Origin of the sequence: Mycolicibacterium arabiense (assembly GCF_010731815.2) — a bacterium.
GTDB lineage: Bacteria > Actinomycetota > Actinomycetes > Mycobacteriales > Mycobacteriaceae > Mycobacterium > Mycobacterium arabiense.
Window position 1 is genome coordinate 2,743,239 of sequence record NZ_AP022593.1, and the last position, 14,024, is coordinate 2,757,262.

The window sequence follows — 14,024 nt, forward strand, 5'->3', positions numbered from 1 at the left end:
TCATGCGTCCTTTCGGGTGAGGTCCGACCGTGCGGCGGCGATCAGACGTGAGGATGAGTAGCCGGCGACCGTCGGCACGATGACCACGTCGCCACCGTGGCGCCGGACCACCTCGGTCTCGGGCAGGTCGTCGACGGCGTAGTCGCCGCCCTTGACCCAGACGTCGGGCCGGACCAGTTCGAGCATCGCCTCGGGCGTCGACTCGTCGAAGGTGACGACGGCGTCGACACAGCCGAGTGCGGACAGCACGCGGGCCCGGTCGGGTGCCGACACGATGGGACGGTCGTCACCCTTGATGCGCCGCACCGAGTCGTCGGAGTTGATCAGGACGATCAGCGCGTCGCCCAGTTCGCGGGCCTGCCGCAGCAGCCGCACGTGACCGGTGTGCAGCAGATCGAAGCACCCGCCGGTGGCGACCACCGTTCGGCCCTGTGCCCGCAGCCGGTCCACGATGTCCGTGACGTCGGCACCCGACCATTCATCGGAAACAGTTGCAGCAGGCTCGAATCGGGCGACCGCGGCCGGTGCCGACACCGCGCTGGCGCCGCCGGCCGCGACGAACCTGGCGGCCGCCTCGACCGCCGCTCGCACTGCCTCCGCCGGTGTGGCACCGTCACCGAGCGCGACCGAGGCCGCGACGGCGAACCTGTCCCCCGCTCCGCAGACGTCCGCGCTGGCCGCGGCAACGAGCTTGGGTACCCCAACGTGGCTGCGCTCGCCGCCGCGAACGAACAGTCGCGCGCCACGAGCGCCGACCGTCACGCACAGCGCAGCCGTGCCCCACCGTTCGCGCAGCGCGTCGAATGGCTCGTCGCCCGAGAAGTGGCGTGCCTCGGCCTCGTTGGGCGTGACGAGCGCACAGCCGGGGATCGGCTTCTGACCGCGGGGATGCGGGTCCCATACGACGGGCACCGTCGCCGTGGCCGCGGTCAGCGCATCGCGCAGCGCGGGCAGGGCCGTCAATCCGGCGCCGTAGTCGGCGACGCAGATGGCCCGCGCGCCGGCAATGGCCTCGGTCACCTCCCGGGCCAGGGGCCCCGGGGTCACCGAGGCGTCACCGTGATCGATGCGCAGCACCGACTGACCGCGTGCCCGCACCCTGGTCTTGGTGACCGTCGACCCCGACATCGGGAGTCCGACGACGCGAACCCCGCCGTCGTGCAACAACTCTCGCAACCGGCGGCCGTCCGGATCCGACGCGATGCCGGCGATCAGGACCACGTCCTCCTCGTGTCGGGCGGCCAGCAGCGCGGCCAGCCCCGCGCCGCCGGGCCGGTGCCACACGCGTTCGGTGTCGACGACGGGAACGGGTGCCTCGGGACTGAGTCTGGTGGCGGAGCCTTCGAGGTCGACGTCGAGCATCGCGTCGCCGACGATGACCAGCGGCCCGGCGCTCATCCGAGTCCCCGTCCGAGGACGGCCGCGTCGACGGCCGTGCACAGCGCGTGCACGAGCAGCAGGTGCACCTCCTGCACCGTCGCGCCCCTGTCGGCCTCCACGCAGATCGCCTCGTGGGAGATGCCCGCCAGCGGGTTGGGCGCCCTGCCCGTCAGCGCCCACGTCGCCATGCCGACGTCGTGGGCGGCCTTCACCGCGGCGAGCACGTTGGGGCTCGCGCCGCTGGTCGACAACGTCACCAGCACGTCGCCCGGTCTGCCGTGGGCCCGCACGCCCCTGGCGAAGATCTCCTCCACGCCGTAGTCGTTGGCGATGGCGGTCAGCGCAGAGGTGTCCGCGTGCAGCGAAATCGCCGCGAGCGGGATGCGTTCGTCGCAGAACCGGCCCACCAGTTCCGCGGTGAGATGCTGTGCCTCTGCGGCACTCCCGCCGTTGCCGCACGCCAGCAGCCGACCGCCCGACAGCAGCACGTCGGCGAGCCGTTGTCCCCACGACGTGACGCGGTCGATGTCGACCTTCGTGCGGTCGACGGCCTCGATGAGCGCGTCGAAGTTGGTCGCGATCATGGTGCTCCTCCCCACTGGTGAACGGCCGCCACCAGCCTTGAATCAGTGATGCCGTCCAGGCACGGATGTCCTGGGACGGGGCACGTTCGGGCGCGGGTCGCCCGGCATGCCGAGTTTTGGTCGCCGAGCAACGTGACGGCGTCGCCGTACGGGCTCCACTGCGATGCGGGGACGACGGGGGCGAACAACGACACCACCGGCGTCCCGACGGCGGCGGCGAGGTGCGCCGGTCCGGTGTTGGGCGCCACGACGACTCGCGCGGCGGCGTACACCGCGGCGAGGCCGGGCAGGTCCACCCGACCGCCGAGATCGACCGCGGCGTCGCCGGCGACCAGGCCGGTCAGGTCGCGTTCCTCGCCCGATCCGGTGACGACGACGCGGTAGCCCGCCTCGCACAGCGCCCGCACCATCCCCGCACTCCGGCCAGGCGTGGGCATCCGGGCGGGTACCGCGGCGCCGGGGTGGAACGCGATGAAGCGGTCCGTGCCGATCACCTCGGCCACGTCGCGGGGCACGCCCGGGAGGTCGCGGATCCGCAGCCCGCCGTCGTCGCCGCCCGGCAGGTCGCACCCCCCGGCGCGGGCGAGCGACAGCGCTCGCTCCACCTCGGGTATGCCGTCGGGAACGTGGTGGCGCAGGTCGAGCAGCGTGCCCGGGTAGTCCTCGCAGATGGCGCCGGTCCAAGCCACCCCGGCCATCCGGCACAGCAGGGCCAGCGGAAGCGGCGACTGATGGAACGAGGTGAAGACGAACGCCCGGTCCGGCGCGATGTCGCGCAGTTGCTTCACCAGCGCCTCGACGTGGCCGGCCGTCAACTCCGGAGAGTCGAAGTCGACCCACGGGGCCTGCCATTCGACGATCTCGTCGACCCGTGGCAGCAGTTCCGCCGCGGCACGGCCCCGCGGGCCGACCAGCATCACCACCCGGTCGTGGTGTGTTGCGACTGCGCGCACCGCAGGCCCCGTGATCAGCACGTCACCCGCGCTGTCCAGGCGTGCCACCAGTGCGGTACTCATCGGTGTCCTCGGCTCTTCGCGCAAGCGCTCATCGCGACTCCCGCAACACCATCGACACCGCATCCGTCAGCGTCGCCGCCACGCGGGCGCGGGACCTGGCGTGCTGGATCTCCTCGACCCGGGTGCGGTCGGTCGGCACCAGCACCGCACGCGCGTTGGCGGCCAGTGCCGCGTTGACGTCACCGCCGGTGTCGCCGATCATCACGCACCGCTCGGGTGGCACGCCGAGCGTCTCGGCTGCGGCGAGGACCATCCCCGGCCGCGGCTTGCGGCACGCGCACTGGTGGTGATCGTCGTGCACGCAGACCTGCCAGGTGTCGAACGGCCCGAGCACGGCGTCGACCTCGGCGTTGACGGCCAGCAGCTGCTCGGGCGTGATCAGTCCGCGCGCCACACCGGACTGGTTCGACACGATCCCGAGCAGGATGCCCCGCTCGCGCAGCTTGTCCAGCGCGCGCACCGCACCCGGCAGCGGCCGAACCCCATTGGGGTCGTTGAGGAAAGGGCCGTCCTCGATGATGGTGTCGTCGCGGTCGAGCAGCACGGCGAGCACCGGTTCGGGTACCGCGGAGCGGTGCGTCCACTCCCCGACCAGCCTGTGCCACACCGCAACCGGCGGGATGAGCACCGACGACCACGCGAGCCGGACCGCTTCGCCGGCGGTGGGCGGTCCGTCGAGGAAGCGCCGCACCGCGAACTGCGTGGTGAGCGCGGCCCACGCGGTCGCGGCGACGCCCGCCGTCGTGCGCCTGCCCGTGACTGCGGCCAACGCACCGGTGGCCAGGGCCGCGGTCGTCGCGACGTGCGCGGGCATCCTGCCGGGACCCTCACCGATGCGGGTTCGCCAGTCGCCGCCGAACTTCCGCCGCATGAGTGCGTTGTCGCGGTTGCCGATCTGTGCGCGGACGCTGCTCATCGCCGTCGCAGGCGCGACCGGATGGGTCACCCGCCGGTCACCGCGCACGATGCGGTGTCCCGCCGACGTGATCCGCAGAGCGATGTCGGAGTCCTCCCGGTAGGCACGCGGGAAACGCTCATCGAACCCGCCGACCGCCACCAGCACGTCGCGCCGGTAGGCCATGTCCGCGGTGATCCACTGGGCGGTGGCCAGACGCTGCGTGCGCCGCTCGTCGTCAGTCGCCCGCCGGCCCTCGGCGGCAGGCACCAGCAAGCCACCCTGGGAACCCGCGGCACGGACGCTCTCGGCGCGGTTCAGGTCGTCGGCGAGGCACGCCAGCCAGTCGGCGCCGGGCAGCACGTCGTCGTCGAGGAACGCGATCCACCTCGTGGCCGCTGCGCGCCACCCGACGTTGCGTGCGGCAGCCGGACCCCGGCCACCACTGCGCAAGACGTTGACCGCCAACCGATCCGACCGGACCTCGAGTTCTGAAGAGCTGTCACGGCGGTCGTCGACGACGATCACCTCGGCGGGCCGCGGATGCACGCCGCCTGCCGACTCGTCGAGCGCGGCGATCAGGCGGTGCAGCGACTCCCGGCCGATGGTCGGGATGACGACGGTGCAGTCCACGATCACCGGGCGCGCCTCACCAGGAACGGCCCGATCGCCAGCACGTCGATCGGCGAACTGCCGAAGCACTCCAGCGCGTCGCGCGGGCTGTCGACGATCGGCCTGCCCGCGGTGTTGAAGCTGGTGTTGACGACCACCGGGACACCCGTGCGCTCGGCGAAGCGCGAGATGACGCCGTGCAGCGGAGCCTGGGACGGTTCGACGGTCTGGATCCTGGCGGTGCCGTCGACGTGCGTCACCGCGGGGATGCGGTCACGCCACTGCGGCAACACGTCGTGGACGAACAGCATGTACGGGCTGGGCAACGGACCACGGGAGAAGATCTCGGCCGCGCGGTCGGCGAGCACCATGGGGGCCACCGGCCGGAACTGCTCACGGCCCTTGACGATGTTGAGACGCTCGAGGTTGTCGACGTGCCGGGGGTCGGCGAGCAGCGACCGCGCGCCGAGGGCACGCGGCCCGAATTCGGCACGGCCCTGGAACCATCCGATCAACTGGTCGTCGGCGAGGGCGTCGCCGACGGCGGCCGCGAAGTCCGCCGGGCGTTCATACGGCACCGCGGCCTCGTCCAGCGTGCGGGCGATCTGCTCGTCGGAGAACTCGCGGCCCAGCAGCGCCGAGGGCATCGGCGAGATCGGCTCGCCGAAGTCGGCGGCCAGTGACAGCGCCGCGCCCAGCGCGGTGCCCGAGTCACCGGCGGCAGGTTGCACCCACACCTCGTCGAAGCTGCCCTCGGCGTGAATCCGGGTGTTGGCAACGCAATTGAGCGCCACCCCGCCTGCCAGGCTGAGATACGGCGTGTCCACGCGCTCGCGCAGCCACGCCACCAGGCCTAGTAGCACCTCCTCGACGACGAGCTGGACGCTGCATGCCAGGTCGGCGTGCACCGGGTCGGGCCTGGCGAAGGCCGACATCTCCTCCGGAGGCGTCGCCCGTCGCTTGGGGGCCAACGCCGACCAGTCGATGCGCTCGGTGCGGAAACCGCCGTCGTCGCAGACGTATACCCGCTCGCGCAGGTAGTCGGCGAACCGCGGGCTGCCATAGGAGCCCATCGCCATCACCTTGTACTCATCGCTGGAGCGCTTGAAGCCGAGGTGCTCGGTGAGGTCCTCGTAGAGCAGTCCGAGTGAGTGCGGCAGCGACTGCGACGCGAGCACGTCCAGCTTGTGCTCGCGGTACACGCCGGCCAGCATCGACGTCCGCTCACCGCGGCCATCGACGACGAGCACCGCCGAATCCGGGTGCGGCGACGCTAGCGCCGTCGACGCGGCGTGGGTGACGTGATGGCGCACGTGCCGGACGTTCGCAGGGTCGAGCCCTGGCAGCGCCGTAGCCAGGAAGCCGGATGCGCGTTGGGCGTACAGCGTGCGGAGGTACTCCCACTTGTTGTCGAGACCCTCGAGGTCGTCGGACTCACCCTCCATGATCGAGGGGTCATACGAGTAGCCGACCGCATCGAGGTCGGCGGGCTCGAGGCCCGCCTCGGCCAGGCACCACTGTGCGGCACTGGTCGGGAGTTCCCACGTCGAGAACGGCACGGCCGTCTTGCCGTGCTTGCGGCGACTGAACCGCTCCTCCTCCGCTGCGGCGACGACGTTGCCGTCGACGACCAGAGCCGCGGCAGGATCGTGGAATACGGCGTTGATGCCCAATATCTTCATCATCGGCTCCCAGTGTCGACGGTGGTCCTGGCGTTGGCTGCGGGGGCGGCTTCCAGCGCGGAACGGAACCACTCAACCGTGGCGGCGAGGCCCCGGGCGTAGTCGATCGTCGAGGACCAACCGAGCCGGTCGCGGGCGACGGTCACGTCCGGGCAGCGCTGCCTGGGATCGTCGGTGGCGGCCGGGACGAACTCGATCGGCGAGTCGCTGCCTGCGAGGTCGCGGATCAGCTCCGCGATCCGCAGGACCGTCAGCTCCTCGGGGTTGCCGATGTTCACCGGACCGGGAAAGTCGCCGTGGGACAGCGCGATCAGCCCGTCGACCGTGTCGTCGACGTAGCACAGCGACCGGGTCTGCGATCCGTCGCCCGCGACGGTGATCGGCTCACCGAGGAGCGCCTGCCTGCAGAACGTCGGCACTGCCCGTCCGTCGTCGGCACGCATCCGTGGTCCGTAGGTATTGAAGATCCGGGCCACGCCAATCGAGACGCCGCGCTCGCGCCGGTAGGCGAAGGTCAGCGCCTCGGCGTACCGCTTGGCCTCGTCGTAGACGCTCCGCGGTCCGATGGGGTTGACGTTTCCCCAATACTGTTCGCGCTGCGGGTGTTCCAGCGGATCGCCGTAGACCTCACTGGTGGACGCCAGCACGAACCGCGCGCCGCACCGTTGTGCCACGTCGAGCGCCACGGTGGTGCCCTGGCTGCCGGTTCGCAGGGTGGCCGTCGGCATGCGCAGGTAGTCGACCGGCGATGCCGGGCTGGCGAGGTGAAACACCGTGTCGAACGGCGCGTTTCGCCACGGCGCCGGTAGGGGGTCGGCGATGTCGTGTTCGACGAAGTGGTAGCCGTCCCGGTGCGCGAGCCGGGTGTGGGCGTCCGGCGCGCTGGTGGACAGGTCGTCCACGCACACCACCTCGGCTGCGCCGAGTTCGAACAGGCGCTCGCAGAGCCTGCTGCCCAGGAAGCCGCTGCCGCCCGTCACCAGGACACGCGACCCCCGAGTTTGACCCGGATCGCGGTGGGTAGCTGCTGCCGTCATGTCACTCACCTCGTTCGTCATAGCCAGCCGTGACCGGTCCCCGGAGGTGGTCGCGGTCGTGGAACGGTTGTTGCGCGAGACCGACTGCCCGGTCATCGTCGTGGACAACGGATCCCGTGACGACTCGGTGCTCGCGCTGCACCGGGCGGGATCGATCGGCCCGGGACGGCTGCGGGTCATCCCGCTCGCCGACAACCTCGGTGCCGTGGGCCGCAACGTCGGGGTGTCGGCGGCGACGACGCCGTTCGTCGCCTTCTGCGACGACGACTCCTGGTGGGAACCCGACGCGACCGCGCGCGCCGAGGAGCTGTTCGCCGAGTACCCCACGGTCGGTCTGCTCGCCGCGCGCACCGTGGTGCTGCCAAGCGGCCGGACAGACGCACTCTCCGAGATGCTGGCGGCGAGCCCGCTGGGCCACGATCCATCGCTGCCGGGCCCGTCGATCCTCGGATTCCTGGCGTGCTCGTCGATCGCCCGCAAGGAAGCCTTCGAAGCCGTCGGCGGATTCAGCAGCATCCTGCACTTCCGCGGCGAGGAGGGACTGCTGGCGATCGACCTCGCCGCGGCGGGGTGGGACCTGTGCTTCTGCCCGGAGCTGGTGGCCTACCACCAGCCGTCGTCCGCCCGTCCGCCGAACGCGGTGCAGGACGCCCGTAGCCTCCGCAACGACGTGCTGACCACCTGGCTGCGCCGACCACCGCGCGAATGCGTCCGTGCGGCAACCCGGTTGGTCAGGGCCGCCACGCGCGACCAGGCGCACGCACGCGCGATGGCCGAGGCGTTGCGGCTGCTGCCGAGCGTCGCGCGAGGGAGACGCCGACTGCCCCGCGACGTCGAGGAATCGCTGGAGCTGCTCGCCCGGTCGTAACGGATGCGGCCTCATCGAGCCGACCCCACTGCGTTGCGCGTGGTGACGTGGCGGTAGACACCGGCCATCGCGGCGGCCACCCGGTCCCACGAATAGTGTTCGAGGACACGGCGTCTGCCCGCGCGGCCCAGCCGCTCCCGACGCCGCTCGTCCCACAGGATGGGGTTGATGGCGTCGGCCAGCGCCCGCGGGTTCTTCGGCTCCACCAACCGGCCCGTGACGTCGTCGAGCACCGTGTCGAGCATGCCGCCGACCGCCGATGCGACGACGGGCACCCCGCAGGCCATTGCCTCGAGCGGCACGATGCCGAACGGCTCGTACCACGGCGTGGCGGCGACCACGTCGGCCGACCGCAGCAGCATCGGCATCTCCTCCCTACCCACCGATCCGTAGAGGTGGACGCGGTCGGCGACGCCGAAGTGGGTCGCAAGCCGCTGCAGCCGAAGGGCTTCGGCGTCGGAGTCCAGCCGGGACTTGTCCGGGCCGCCGATGATGACGAGTTCGGAGTGCGGGATCATCCGCATCGCGCAGATCATCGTCTCGAACCCCTTGCGGGGCACCAGCCGTCCGACCGACACGATGCGGTGGGGCGCGCCGCCGCGGGTGGCGGCGGGTCCGCCCGGCGTGAACTCGTCTGTGTTCACACCGCAAGGCACCACCGACACCTTCGACCGTGACCGACCCATCCGCTCCAACTCGTCGACTTCGTCGGAGCACGTCGCCGCCACCCAGTCGACGTCGCGGGCGATCGTGGTCTCCAGCCGGATCCGGTCGTCGGGGCTGGTGTCGTCGGCGCCCTGGTGGATGCGCTTGACGATGCCGAGGGCGTGGAACGTCTGGACCGCGGGCAGGCCGTGCGCGGCAGCGGCAGGCATGGTGGCAAGACCCGACATCCAGAAGTGCGCGTGTGCGACGTCGGGCCGCCACCGGTGCCACTGGTCGGCGAGGAAGTCGCCGAATGCGGGCATGTACTGCGGCAGATCATCCTTCGGCAACTCGCGAGCGGGCCCGGCCGGCACGTGGATGACGGCGTACCCCTGCTCGGTGTCGACGTGCTCGGGCAGGTCCTCGCCGTCACGGCGGGTGTACACCACGACCTCGTGTCCCCGGCGCGCCAAGGCGGCGGACAGTTCGGCGACGGCGACGTTCTGGCCTCCTGCGTCGACCCCGCCGAGATGAGCGAGCGGGCTGGCGTGTTCGGAGATCATCGCGACCCTCATGAACAGACCTCCTCGATCAGCCGGTCCCAGTCGTCGAGGAAACGACCGAGGCCGAAGTTGGTCAGCGCGAAGTCGCGCGCGGCCTTGCCTGCCAGCGCGGCGGCCTCGCGATCTGCCACGAAGTGGGCGGCCGCGCGGCCGAGTGCATCGGGGTCGGCGCTGACCACGCCGGCCTCCCGCGGTACCGCCAGCGGGGCCATCGTCGCGGCGACCGCGACGACGGGCATCCCGATCGTCATCGCCTCGAGCAGCGACAGTCCCAGCGACGTCCACCGTGCGGTGTGCACGTAGACCCGGCGTCGCGCCACCTCCCGCAGCAACCGCGCAGCCGGCACGTCACCGCGGCCCGTGACGCCCCCGACCCGATGCTCGTCGGCGTTGAGGTCGTCGCTGCCGATACCCCATACGTCGACGGGGACGTAGCGGCCGAGCGTGCCGAGCAGGTCGGTACCGACCGTGCGCCACCGGCGCAGCGGCTCGTTGATCATCGCTGCGGCGGAGCCGATCTCACCGCTGTAGAGGTGACCGCGGTCGGGGATGCCGTGGTCCACGACGCGTGTCGGCGCGCGGCCGTTGTCCCACATCAGTCGGTTGAAGTCGGTGACGTGGACGATAGGGATGTCCGATCGGTCACCGAGCGGATGTCTGCTGTCGACGGCATGCGGACGCGGTGCGTTGTGTTCGACGTACACGGCGGGGACGTCGATGCCGGGTCGGCGCCGGAGCCACCGTGCGGTCAGCTCCAACTCTTCTGGGCGTTGCAGCACCACCAGGTCGACCGGTCGGTCGGCGAGGTCTTCGTACCCGACCTCCTCGGCAGCAGGCCAGACCCTGCCGCACAGCCCGCGGGCGCTGCCGTCGTCGGACCGCGGCACGAGATAGGAGTGCTCACCGGAGACGAACGCCTCCGTCCAACTGCCGTGCACGTGCCAGATGAGCACGTCGCGAGGTGCGTCCGGGTCGGGCATGGCGCGCCACATACCCTGGGCCGAACCCTCGAAACTTCTAGGATTGAAGATCTTTCAGAGGGGTGCCGGAGCGCAGCATCTCACCCGAACCTGCTGTCGCACAGCAGGTTCGGAGCATGTCCCCAGTTAGGGCACGAGGATGATCTTGACCGCGCCGTCCTCCTTCTTCTGGAAGATGTCGTAGGCGTGCGGCGCCTCTTCGATGGGCAGCACGTGCGTAGCGAAGGTGTCGACGCCCAACGGGTCGTCGTCGGTGAGCAGGGGCATGATGTCGTCTACCCAGCGCTTCACGTTCGCCTGGCCCATGCGCAGCTGAATCTGCTTGTCGAACATCGTCAGCATCGGCATCGGGTCGGCGGCGCCGCCGTAGACGCCGGACAGCGAGATCGTGCCGCCTCGGCGGACGATGTCGATCGCCGAATACAGCGCGTCGAGACGGTCGACGCCAACGTTCTCCATCATCGGCTTGGCGATCGCGTCGGGCAGCAGCCCGGAAATCTGCTGTGCGGTCTTCGCCACCGGTGAACCGTGGGCTTCCATGCCGACCGCGTCGATCACCGAGTCGGTTCCCCGACCCGAGGTCAGCTGCCGGATCACGTCGCCGACGGTCATGTCGATGGCGTTCAGGTCGATGGTGTCGATGCCGAAGGCGTTTGCACGCGCCAGCCGTTCGGGCACCATGTCGACACCGATCACGCGGTATCCACGGTGGTGGGCGATGCGTGCCGCCATGTCTCCGATCGGGCCGAGGCCGAGCACGGTCACCGAACCGCCGTCGGGCACGTCGGCGTACTCGACCCCCTGCCAGGCGGTGGGGAGGACGTCCGACAGGTACACGAAGCGCGCGTCCGGTGGTCCGTCGGGCACCTTGATGTGGGTGAACTGGGCCTGTGGCACCCGGAGGTATTGGGCCTGCCCACCGGGCACCGCGCCGTAGAGCTGGGAGTAGCCGAACAGGGCTGCGCCCTTGCCCTGCTCGCGGACCTGAGTCGTCTCGCACTGCGTGTACAGCGCGAGGTCGCACATGTAGCAGGACCCGCAGGAGATCTGGAACGGGATGACGACGCGGTCGCCCACGCTGAGGTTCGTGACCGCCGAGCCGACTTCGCGCACCACGCCCATCGGCTCGTGGCCGAGGATGTCGCCCTCGGTCATGAACGCGCCGAGCACCTCGTAGAGGTGCAGGTCGGAACCGCAGATGTTGGTGGACGTCACCTCGATGATGGCGTCGGTGGGCTCTTGGATCTCTGGGTCGGGCACGGTGTCGACGCGTACGTCGCGCTTCCCGTGCCACGTCACGGCCTTCATTCTCGGGTGCTACCCGCAGGGCATCGACCGAAACGCCCCGGCCCGTGAAACGGTTCAGCCGCGCAGCGTCTGGTGCGGGCTCTGACCATAGGTCTGGCGGTACTGCACTGCGAAGCGGCCGGTGTGGGCGAACCCCCATCGCTGGGCGATCGCGCTGACGGTGGTGATGCCGTTGTTACCTGCGAGGAGGTCCTGGTGCGCCCGGTGCAGGCGGAGTCGGCGGACGTACTCCGTCGGCGTGGTGTCGAGGTGACGGCGGAACAGGTATTGCACGGCGCGAGGTGACAGGTGCACGGCGTCGGCGATCTCCTGGATGCCGATGTCGCCGTCGACCCTGCCGTTGATGAACCACATTGCCCGCTTGAGTTGCGCGGGAGTCTGAGCGTCATCCGGCGCGGGCAGCTCAGCACGCCCCGGGTCGGCGAACGTGGTCAGCGCTGATGCGGCGAGGGTCCTGGCGCACGCATCGACGAGCAGCGCAGCGGCCGTGGCCTGACTCGGCCAGACCGTCTCCAGCACGAAGTGCAGGCAGCGCGCCCACGTGTCCCTCGATGCCTGGTCCATCGGAAGGCGATACCGGAACTCGACCGAGCCCTGGAACAAGCGCGCCTGTTCGCCGGCGACCCGGCGTAGCAGCGACGCCGCCAGGCCCACGATGCGGACCCTGGCCTGGGTGGCATGCAGCGTCAACGGCAGGCCTGCCGACGCGAGCGCGGAATCACCCGCGGACAGCACCGCGGTCTGTCCCTCCTCGTCGGTGAAGCGGAGTTCGCCCGCCACCACTTCGAAGATCAGCGCGCCGGAGTTCGGCGCCACCTCCAGGCGAACCCCCCTCGGCAGCGTGACTTCGTCCAGGGTGAATTCGCCCCCGTCGTAACGCGCGTGCCGCAGTGGCATGCCCCTGGTGAAGCCGAATAGGCGGACTGCGCCGCCGTAGAGGGCGTCGATGGCGCGATCACTCGCGACCGGATCGGTGGTCGAGAAGGCATGCGCGGGAGTCGACGGTTCTTCGGGGACGTCGCGATCTCGAAGTAGAGAGACTTGTGTCATGTCGTGTCCGCTCTGGAGAGTCCGGGCGATGACTCGCGTGACGACCACCCTCGGCAGTGACGATCAGTCGAGTCTCGTCGGCTAGTTGCTCAGCCAGACCTGGTAAGCATACGCCGCAGACGTCACGAAACGGTCAGGAAGGTTGGCGCACCTGCTGGCCGTCGGACGCCACCAGCCGGTCGTAGACGACCGCGGTATCGCGTGCCACCCGGTCCCAGGCATACCGGGAAGTGGCCCGCGCCCGTCCGGCGAGCCCCATGCCGCGGCGTAGCACGCCCTGCCGCAGGACGTTGCGGATGGCCTGTCCGAGTGTCACCGGCGATACGGACGAGACGAGCAACCCGGTGACGTCGTGGACGACGGTGTCGACCATTCCGCCGGCGCTCGAGGCCACCACGGGCACACCGCATGCCATCGCCTCCACGACCGGAACTCCGAACGGCTCGTACGCCGAGGGACACACCAAGACGTCGGCCGACCTCATCAGCGCCGGCATGTCGGCGGCCGGCACCATGCCGGTGAAGTGCACGCGGTCGGCGACCGCGCCGTCGACGGCGAGGCGATGCAGTCGGCAGGCCTCGGCGTGCCGTCGGAGTTCACTGCGCGGCGGGCCACCGATGACCAAGAGCTCGGCATCCGGAACGGTCGCCATGGCGCGGATCAGTAGGTCGATGTTCTTGTGCGGCAGTATGTTGCGCGCCACGACGATGACGCGGTCGCGCTCGGTGCGGGAGGCAATGGGCCCGTCGACGGCGAACGCGTCGGTGTCCACCCCGCGTCCGAGGATCGACATGCGCCCACGCGGGCGTCCGAATCGAACCAGGTCGTCGACGTCCTCCGAACACGACGCGGTGACCCAGGAGGCGTTGCGCGCCAACACCTTCTCCATGCGCGTCCGGTTCTCCGAGACGGCGTCGCGGTTCTGCCTGCGGCGCTGCACCGAACCGACCGCGGTGAACGAGTGCACGGTCGGGACGCCGTGATGGTTGGCGGCGAGTTGCGCCGCGATGCCGTACGTCCACCAGTCGGCGTGGACGACGTCGGGACGATCGCACGCCCAGGCGGCGTCGAGCCGTTGTGCGAACTCGCCCATGAACGGGAGTTCGTCATCGGGGCACGCGACGACAGACTGGCCTGCCGTCAGGACCGTGACCGCGTAACCCGCGCTCGTCGTGCACTGGTCGGGCTGACCGGCGCGGGTGCGTCGGGTGTACACGGTGACGGCATGTCCCTGGCTCGACAGGGCTGCGGCCAAACCGCTCACCCGCCGGGCAGGGTTGGTTTCCTCTCCGATGCCGCCGTCGACGTCCACCTCCGCGTGCCGCCCGACCAGGCATACCTTCACGACACTCCGATCGCTCGACCGCGCCCGACCCAGCCGCGGGGAGTCGAGATAACCGGGTC

Annotated in this window: 12 protein-coding genes; 1 reads left to right on the plus strand and 11 read right to left on the minus strand. The window is 70.5% G+C overall.

Annotation, left to right across the window (positions count from 1 at the left end; genetic code table 11):
- Genes rfaE2 through G6N61_RS14855 form a run of 6 tightly spaced genes read right to left on the minus strand, consistent with a single transcriptional unit; the run spans nucleotide 1 to nucleotide 7,206 of the window.
- Nucleotides 1-1,398, minus strand: a complete 1,398-nt coding sequence (gene rfaE2 / locus G6N61_RS14830) for a D-glycero-beta-D-manno-heptose 1-phosphate adenylyltransferase (protein WP_163919206.1) — start codon at nucleotides 1,396-1,398, stop codon at nucleotides 1-3.
- Nucleotides 1,395-1,964, minus strand: coding sequence for a D-sedoheptulose-7-phosphate isomerase (locus tag G6N61_RS14835; protein ID WP_163919207.1), 570 nt, complete (start codon nucleotides 1,962-1,964; stop codon nucleotides 1,395-1,397). Before G6N61_RS14835 ends, rfaE2 begins: the two co-directional genes overlap by 4 nt.
- Nucleotides 1,961-2,980 carry a glycosyltransferase family 9 protein gene (locus G6N61_RS14840; RefSeq protein WP_163919208.1) on the minus strand — a complete coding sequence of 340 codons (1,020 nt, stop codon included), beginning with the start codon at nucleotides 2,978-2,980 and terminating at the stop codon, nucleotides 1,961-1,963. Before G6N61_RS14840 ends, G6N61_RS14835 begins: the two co-directional genes overlap by 4 nt.
- 28 nt (nucleotides 2,981-3,008) lie before the next feature.
- Nucleotides 3,009-4,514: an HAD-IIIA family hydrolase gene (locus G6N61_RS14845; RefSeq protein ID WP_198339343.1), complete on the minus strand. Its 1,506-nt coding sequence runs from the start codon at nucleotides 4,512-4,514 to the stop codon at nucleotides 3,009-3,011.
- Nucleotides 4,511-6,169 carry a carbamoyltransferase family protein gene (locus tag G6N61_RS14850; protein ID WP_163924836.1) on the minus strand — a complete coding sequence of 553 codons (1,659 nt, stop codon included), beginning with the start codon at nucleotides 6,167-6,169 and terminating at the stop codon, nucleotides 4,511-4,513. Before G6N61_RS14850 ends, G6N61_RS14845 begins: the two co-directional genes overlap by 4 nt.
- A complete protein-coding gene (locus G6N61_RS14855; protein ID WP_163919209.1) occupies nucleotides 6,169-7,206 on the minus strand; it encodes an NAD-dependent epimerase/dehydratase family protein in 1,038 nt (345 codons plus the stop codon). Before G6N61_RS14855 ends, G6N61_RS14850 begins: the two co-directional genes overlap by 1 nt.
- Between G6N61_RS14855 and G6N61_RS14860 the strand changes: the two genes are divergently transcribed.
- Complete coding sequence (locus G6N61_RS14860) at nucleotides 7,205-8,074, plus strand: glycosyltransferase family 2 protein (protein ID WP_163919210.1); 870 nt, start codon at nucleotides 7,205-7,207, stop codon at nucleotides 8,072-8,074. The two genes, G6N61_RS14855 and G6N61_RS14860, sit on opposite strands and share 2 nt — an antisense overlap.
- Before the next feature lie 11 nt (nucleotides 8,075-8,085).
- Here G6N61_RS14860 and G6N61_RS14865 read toward each other — a convergent pair whose 3' ends face one another.
- The 5 genes from G6N61_RS14865 to G6N61_RS14885 all read right to left on the minus strand — a co-directional run bounded on the left by G6N61_RS14865 (nucleotide 8,086) and on the right by G6N61_RS14885 (nucleotide 13,965).
- Nucleotides 8,086-9,294: a glycosyltransferase gene (locus tag G6N61_RS14865; protein WP_163919211.1), complete on the minus strand. Its 1,209-nt coding sequence runs from the start codon at nucleotides 9,292-9,294 to the stop codon at nucleotides 8,086-8,088.
- A complete protein-coding gene (locus G6N61_RS14870; RefSeq protein ID WP_163919212.1) occupies nucleotides 9,291-10,262 on the minus strand; it encodes a glycosyltransferase in 972 nt (323 codons plus the stop codon). The genes G6N61_RS14865 and G6N61_RS14870 overlap by 4 nt, the downstream gene beginning before the upstream one ends.
- A 126-nt stretch (nucleotides 10,263-10,388) precedes the next feature.
- Nucleotides 10,389-11,570, minus strand: a complete 1,182-nt coding sequence (locus G6N61_RS14875) for a zinc-dependent alcohol dehydrogenase (RefSeq protein ID WP_163919213.1) — start codon at nucleotides 11,568-11,570, stop codon at nucleotides 10,389-10,391.
- A 54-nt stretch (nucleotides 11,571-11,624) separates the two neighbouring features.
- Nucleotides 11,625-12,620, minus strand: a complete 996-nt coding sequence (locus G6N61_RS14880) for an AraC family transcriptional regulator (protein WP_163919214.1) — start codon at nucleotides 12,618-12,620, stop codon at nucleotides 11,625-11,627.
- Between the two features lie 133 nt (nucleotides 12,621-12,753).
- Nucleotides 12,754-13,965, minus strand: coding sequence for a glycosyltransferase (locus G6N61_RS14885; protein ID WP_163919215.1), 1,212 nt, complete (start codon nucleotides 13,963-13,965; stop codon nucleotides 12,754-12,756).
- Nucleotides 13,966-14,024: the final 59 nt, after the last annotated feature.

Coding starts and splice junctions, on each gene's coding strand:
- G6N61_RS14870 (WP_163919212.1), bottom strand. CDS start 10,262: ATGCCCGACCCGGACGCACCTCGCGACGTGCTCATCTGGCACGTGCAC.
- G6N61_RS14865 (WP_163919211.1), bottom strand. CDS start 9,294: ATGAGGGTCGCGATGATCTCCGAACACGCCAGCCCGCTCGCTCATCTC.
- G6N61_RS14860 (WP_163919210.1), top strand. CDS start 7,205: ATGTCACTCACCTCGTTCGTCATAGCCAGCCGTGACCGGTCCCCGGAG.
- rfaE2 (WP_163919206.1), bottom strand. CDS start 1,398: ATGAGCGCCGGGCCGCTGGTCATCGTCGGCGACGCGATGCTCGACGTC.
- G6N61_RS14840 (WP_163919208.1), bottom strand. CDS start 2,980: ATGAGTACCGCACTGGTGGCACGCCTGGACAGCGCGGGTGACGTGCTG.
- G6N61_RS14835 (WP_163919207.1), bottom strand. CDS start 1,964: ATGATCGCGACCAACTTCGACGCGCTCATCGAGGCCGTCGACCGCACG.
- G6N61_RS14850 (WP_163924836.1), bottom strand. CDS start 6,169: ATGAAGATATTGGGCATCAACGCCGTATTCCACGATCCTGCCGCGGCT.
- G6N61_RS14855 (WP_163919209.1), bottom strand. CDS start 7,206: ATGACGGCAGCAGCTACCCACCGCGATCCGGGTCAAACTCGGGGGTCG.
- G6N61_RS14880 (WP_163919214.1), bottom strand. CDS start 12,620: ATGACACAAGTCTCTCTACTTCGAGATCGCGACGTCCCCGAAGAACCG.
- G6N61_RS14875 (WP_163919213.1), bottom strand. CDS start 11,570: ATGAAGGCCGTGACGTGGCACGGGAAGCGCGACGTACGCGTCGACACC.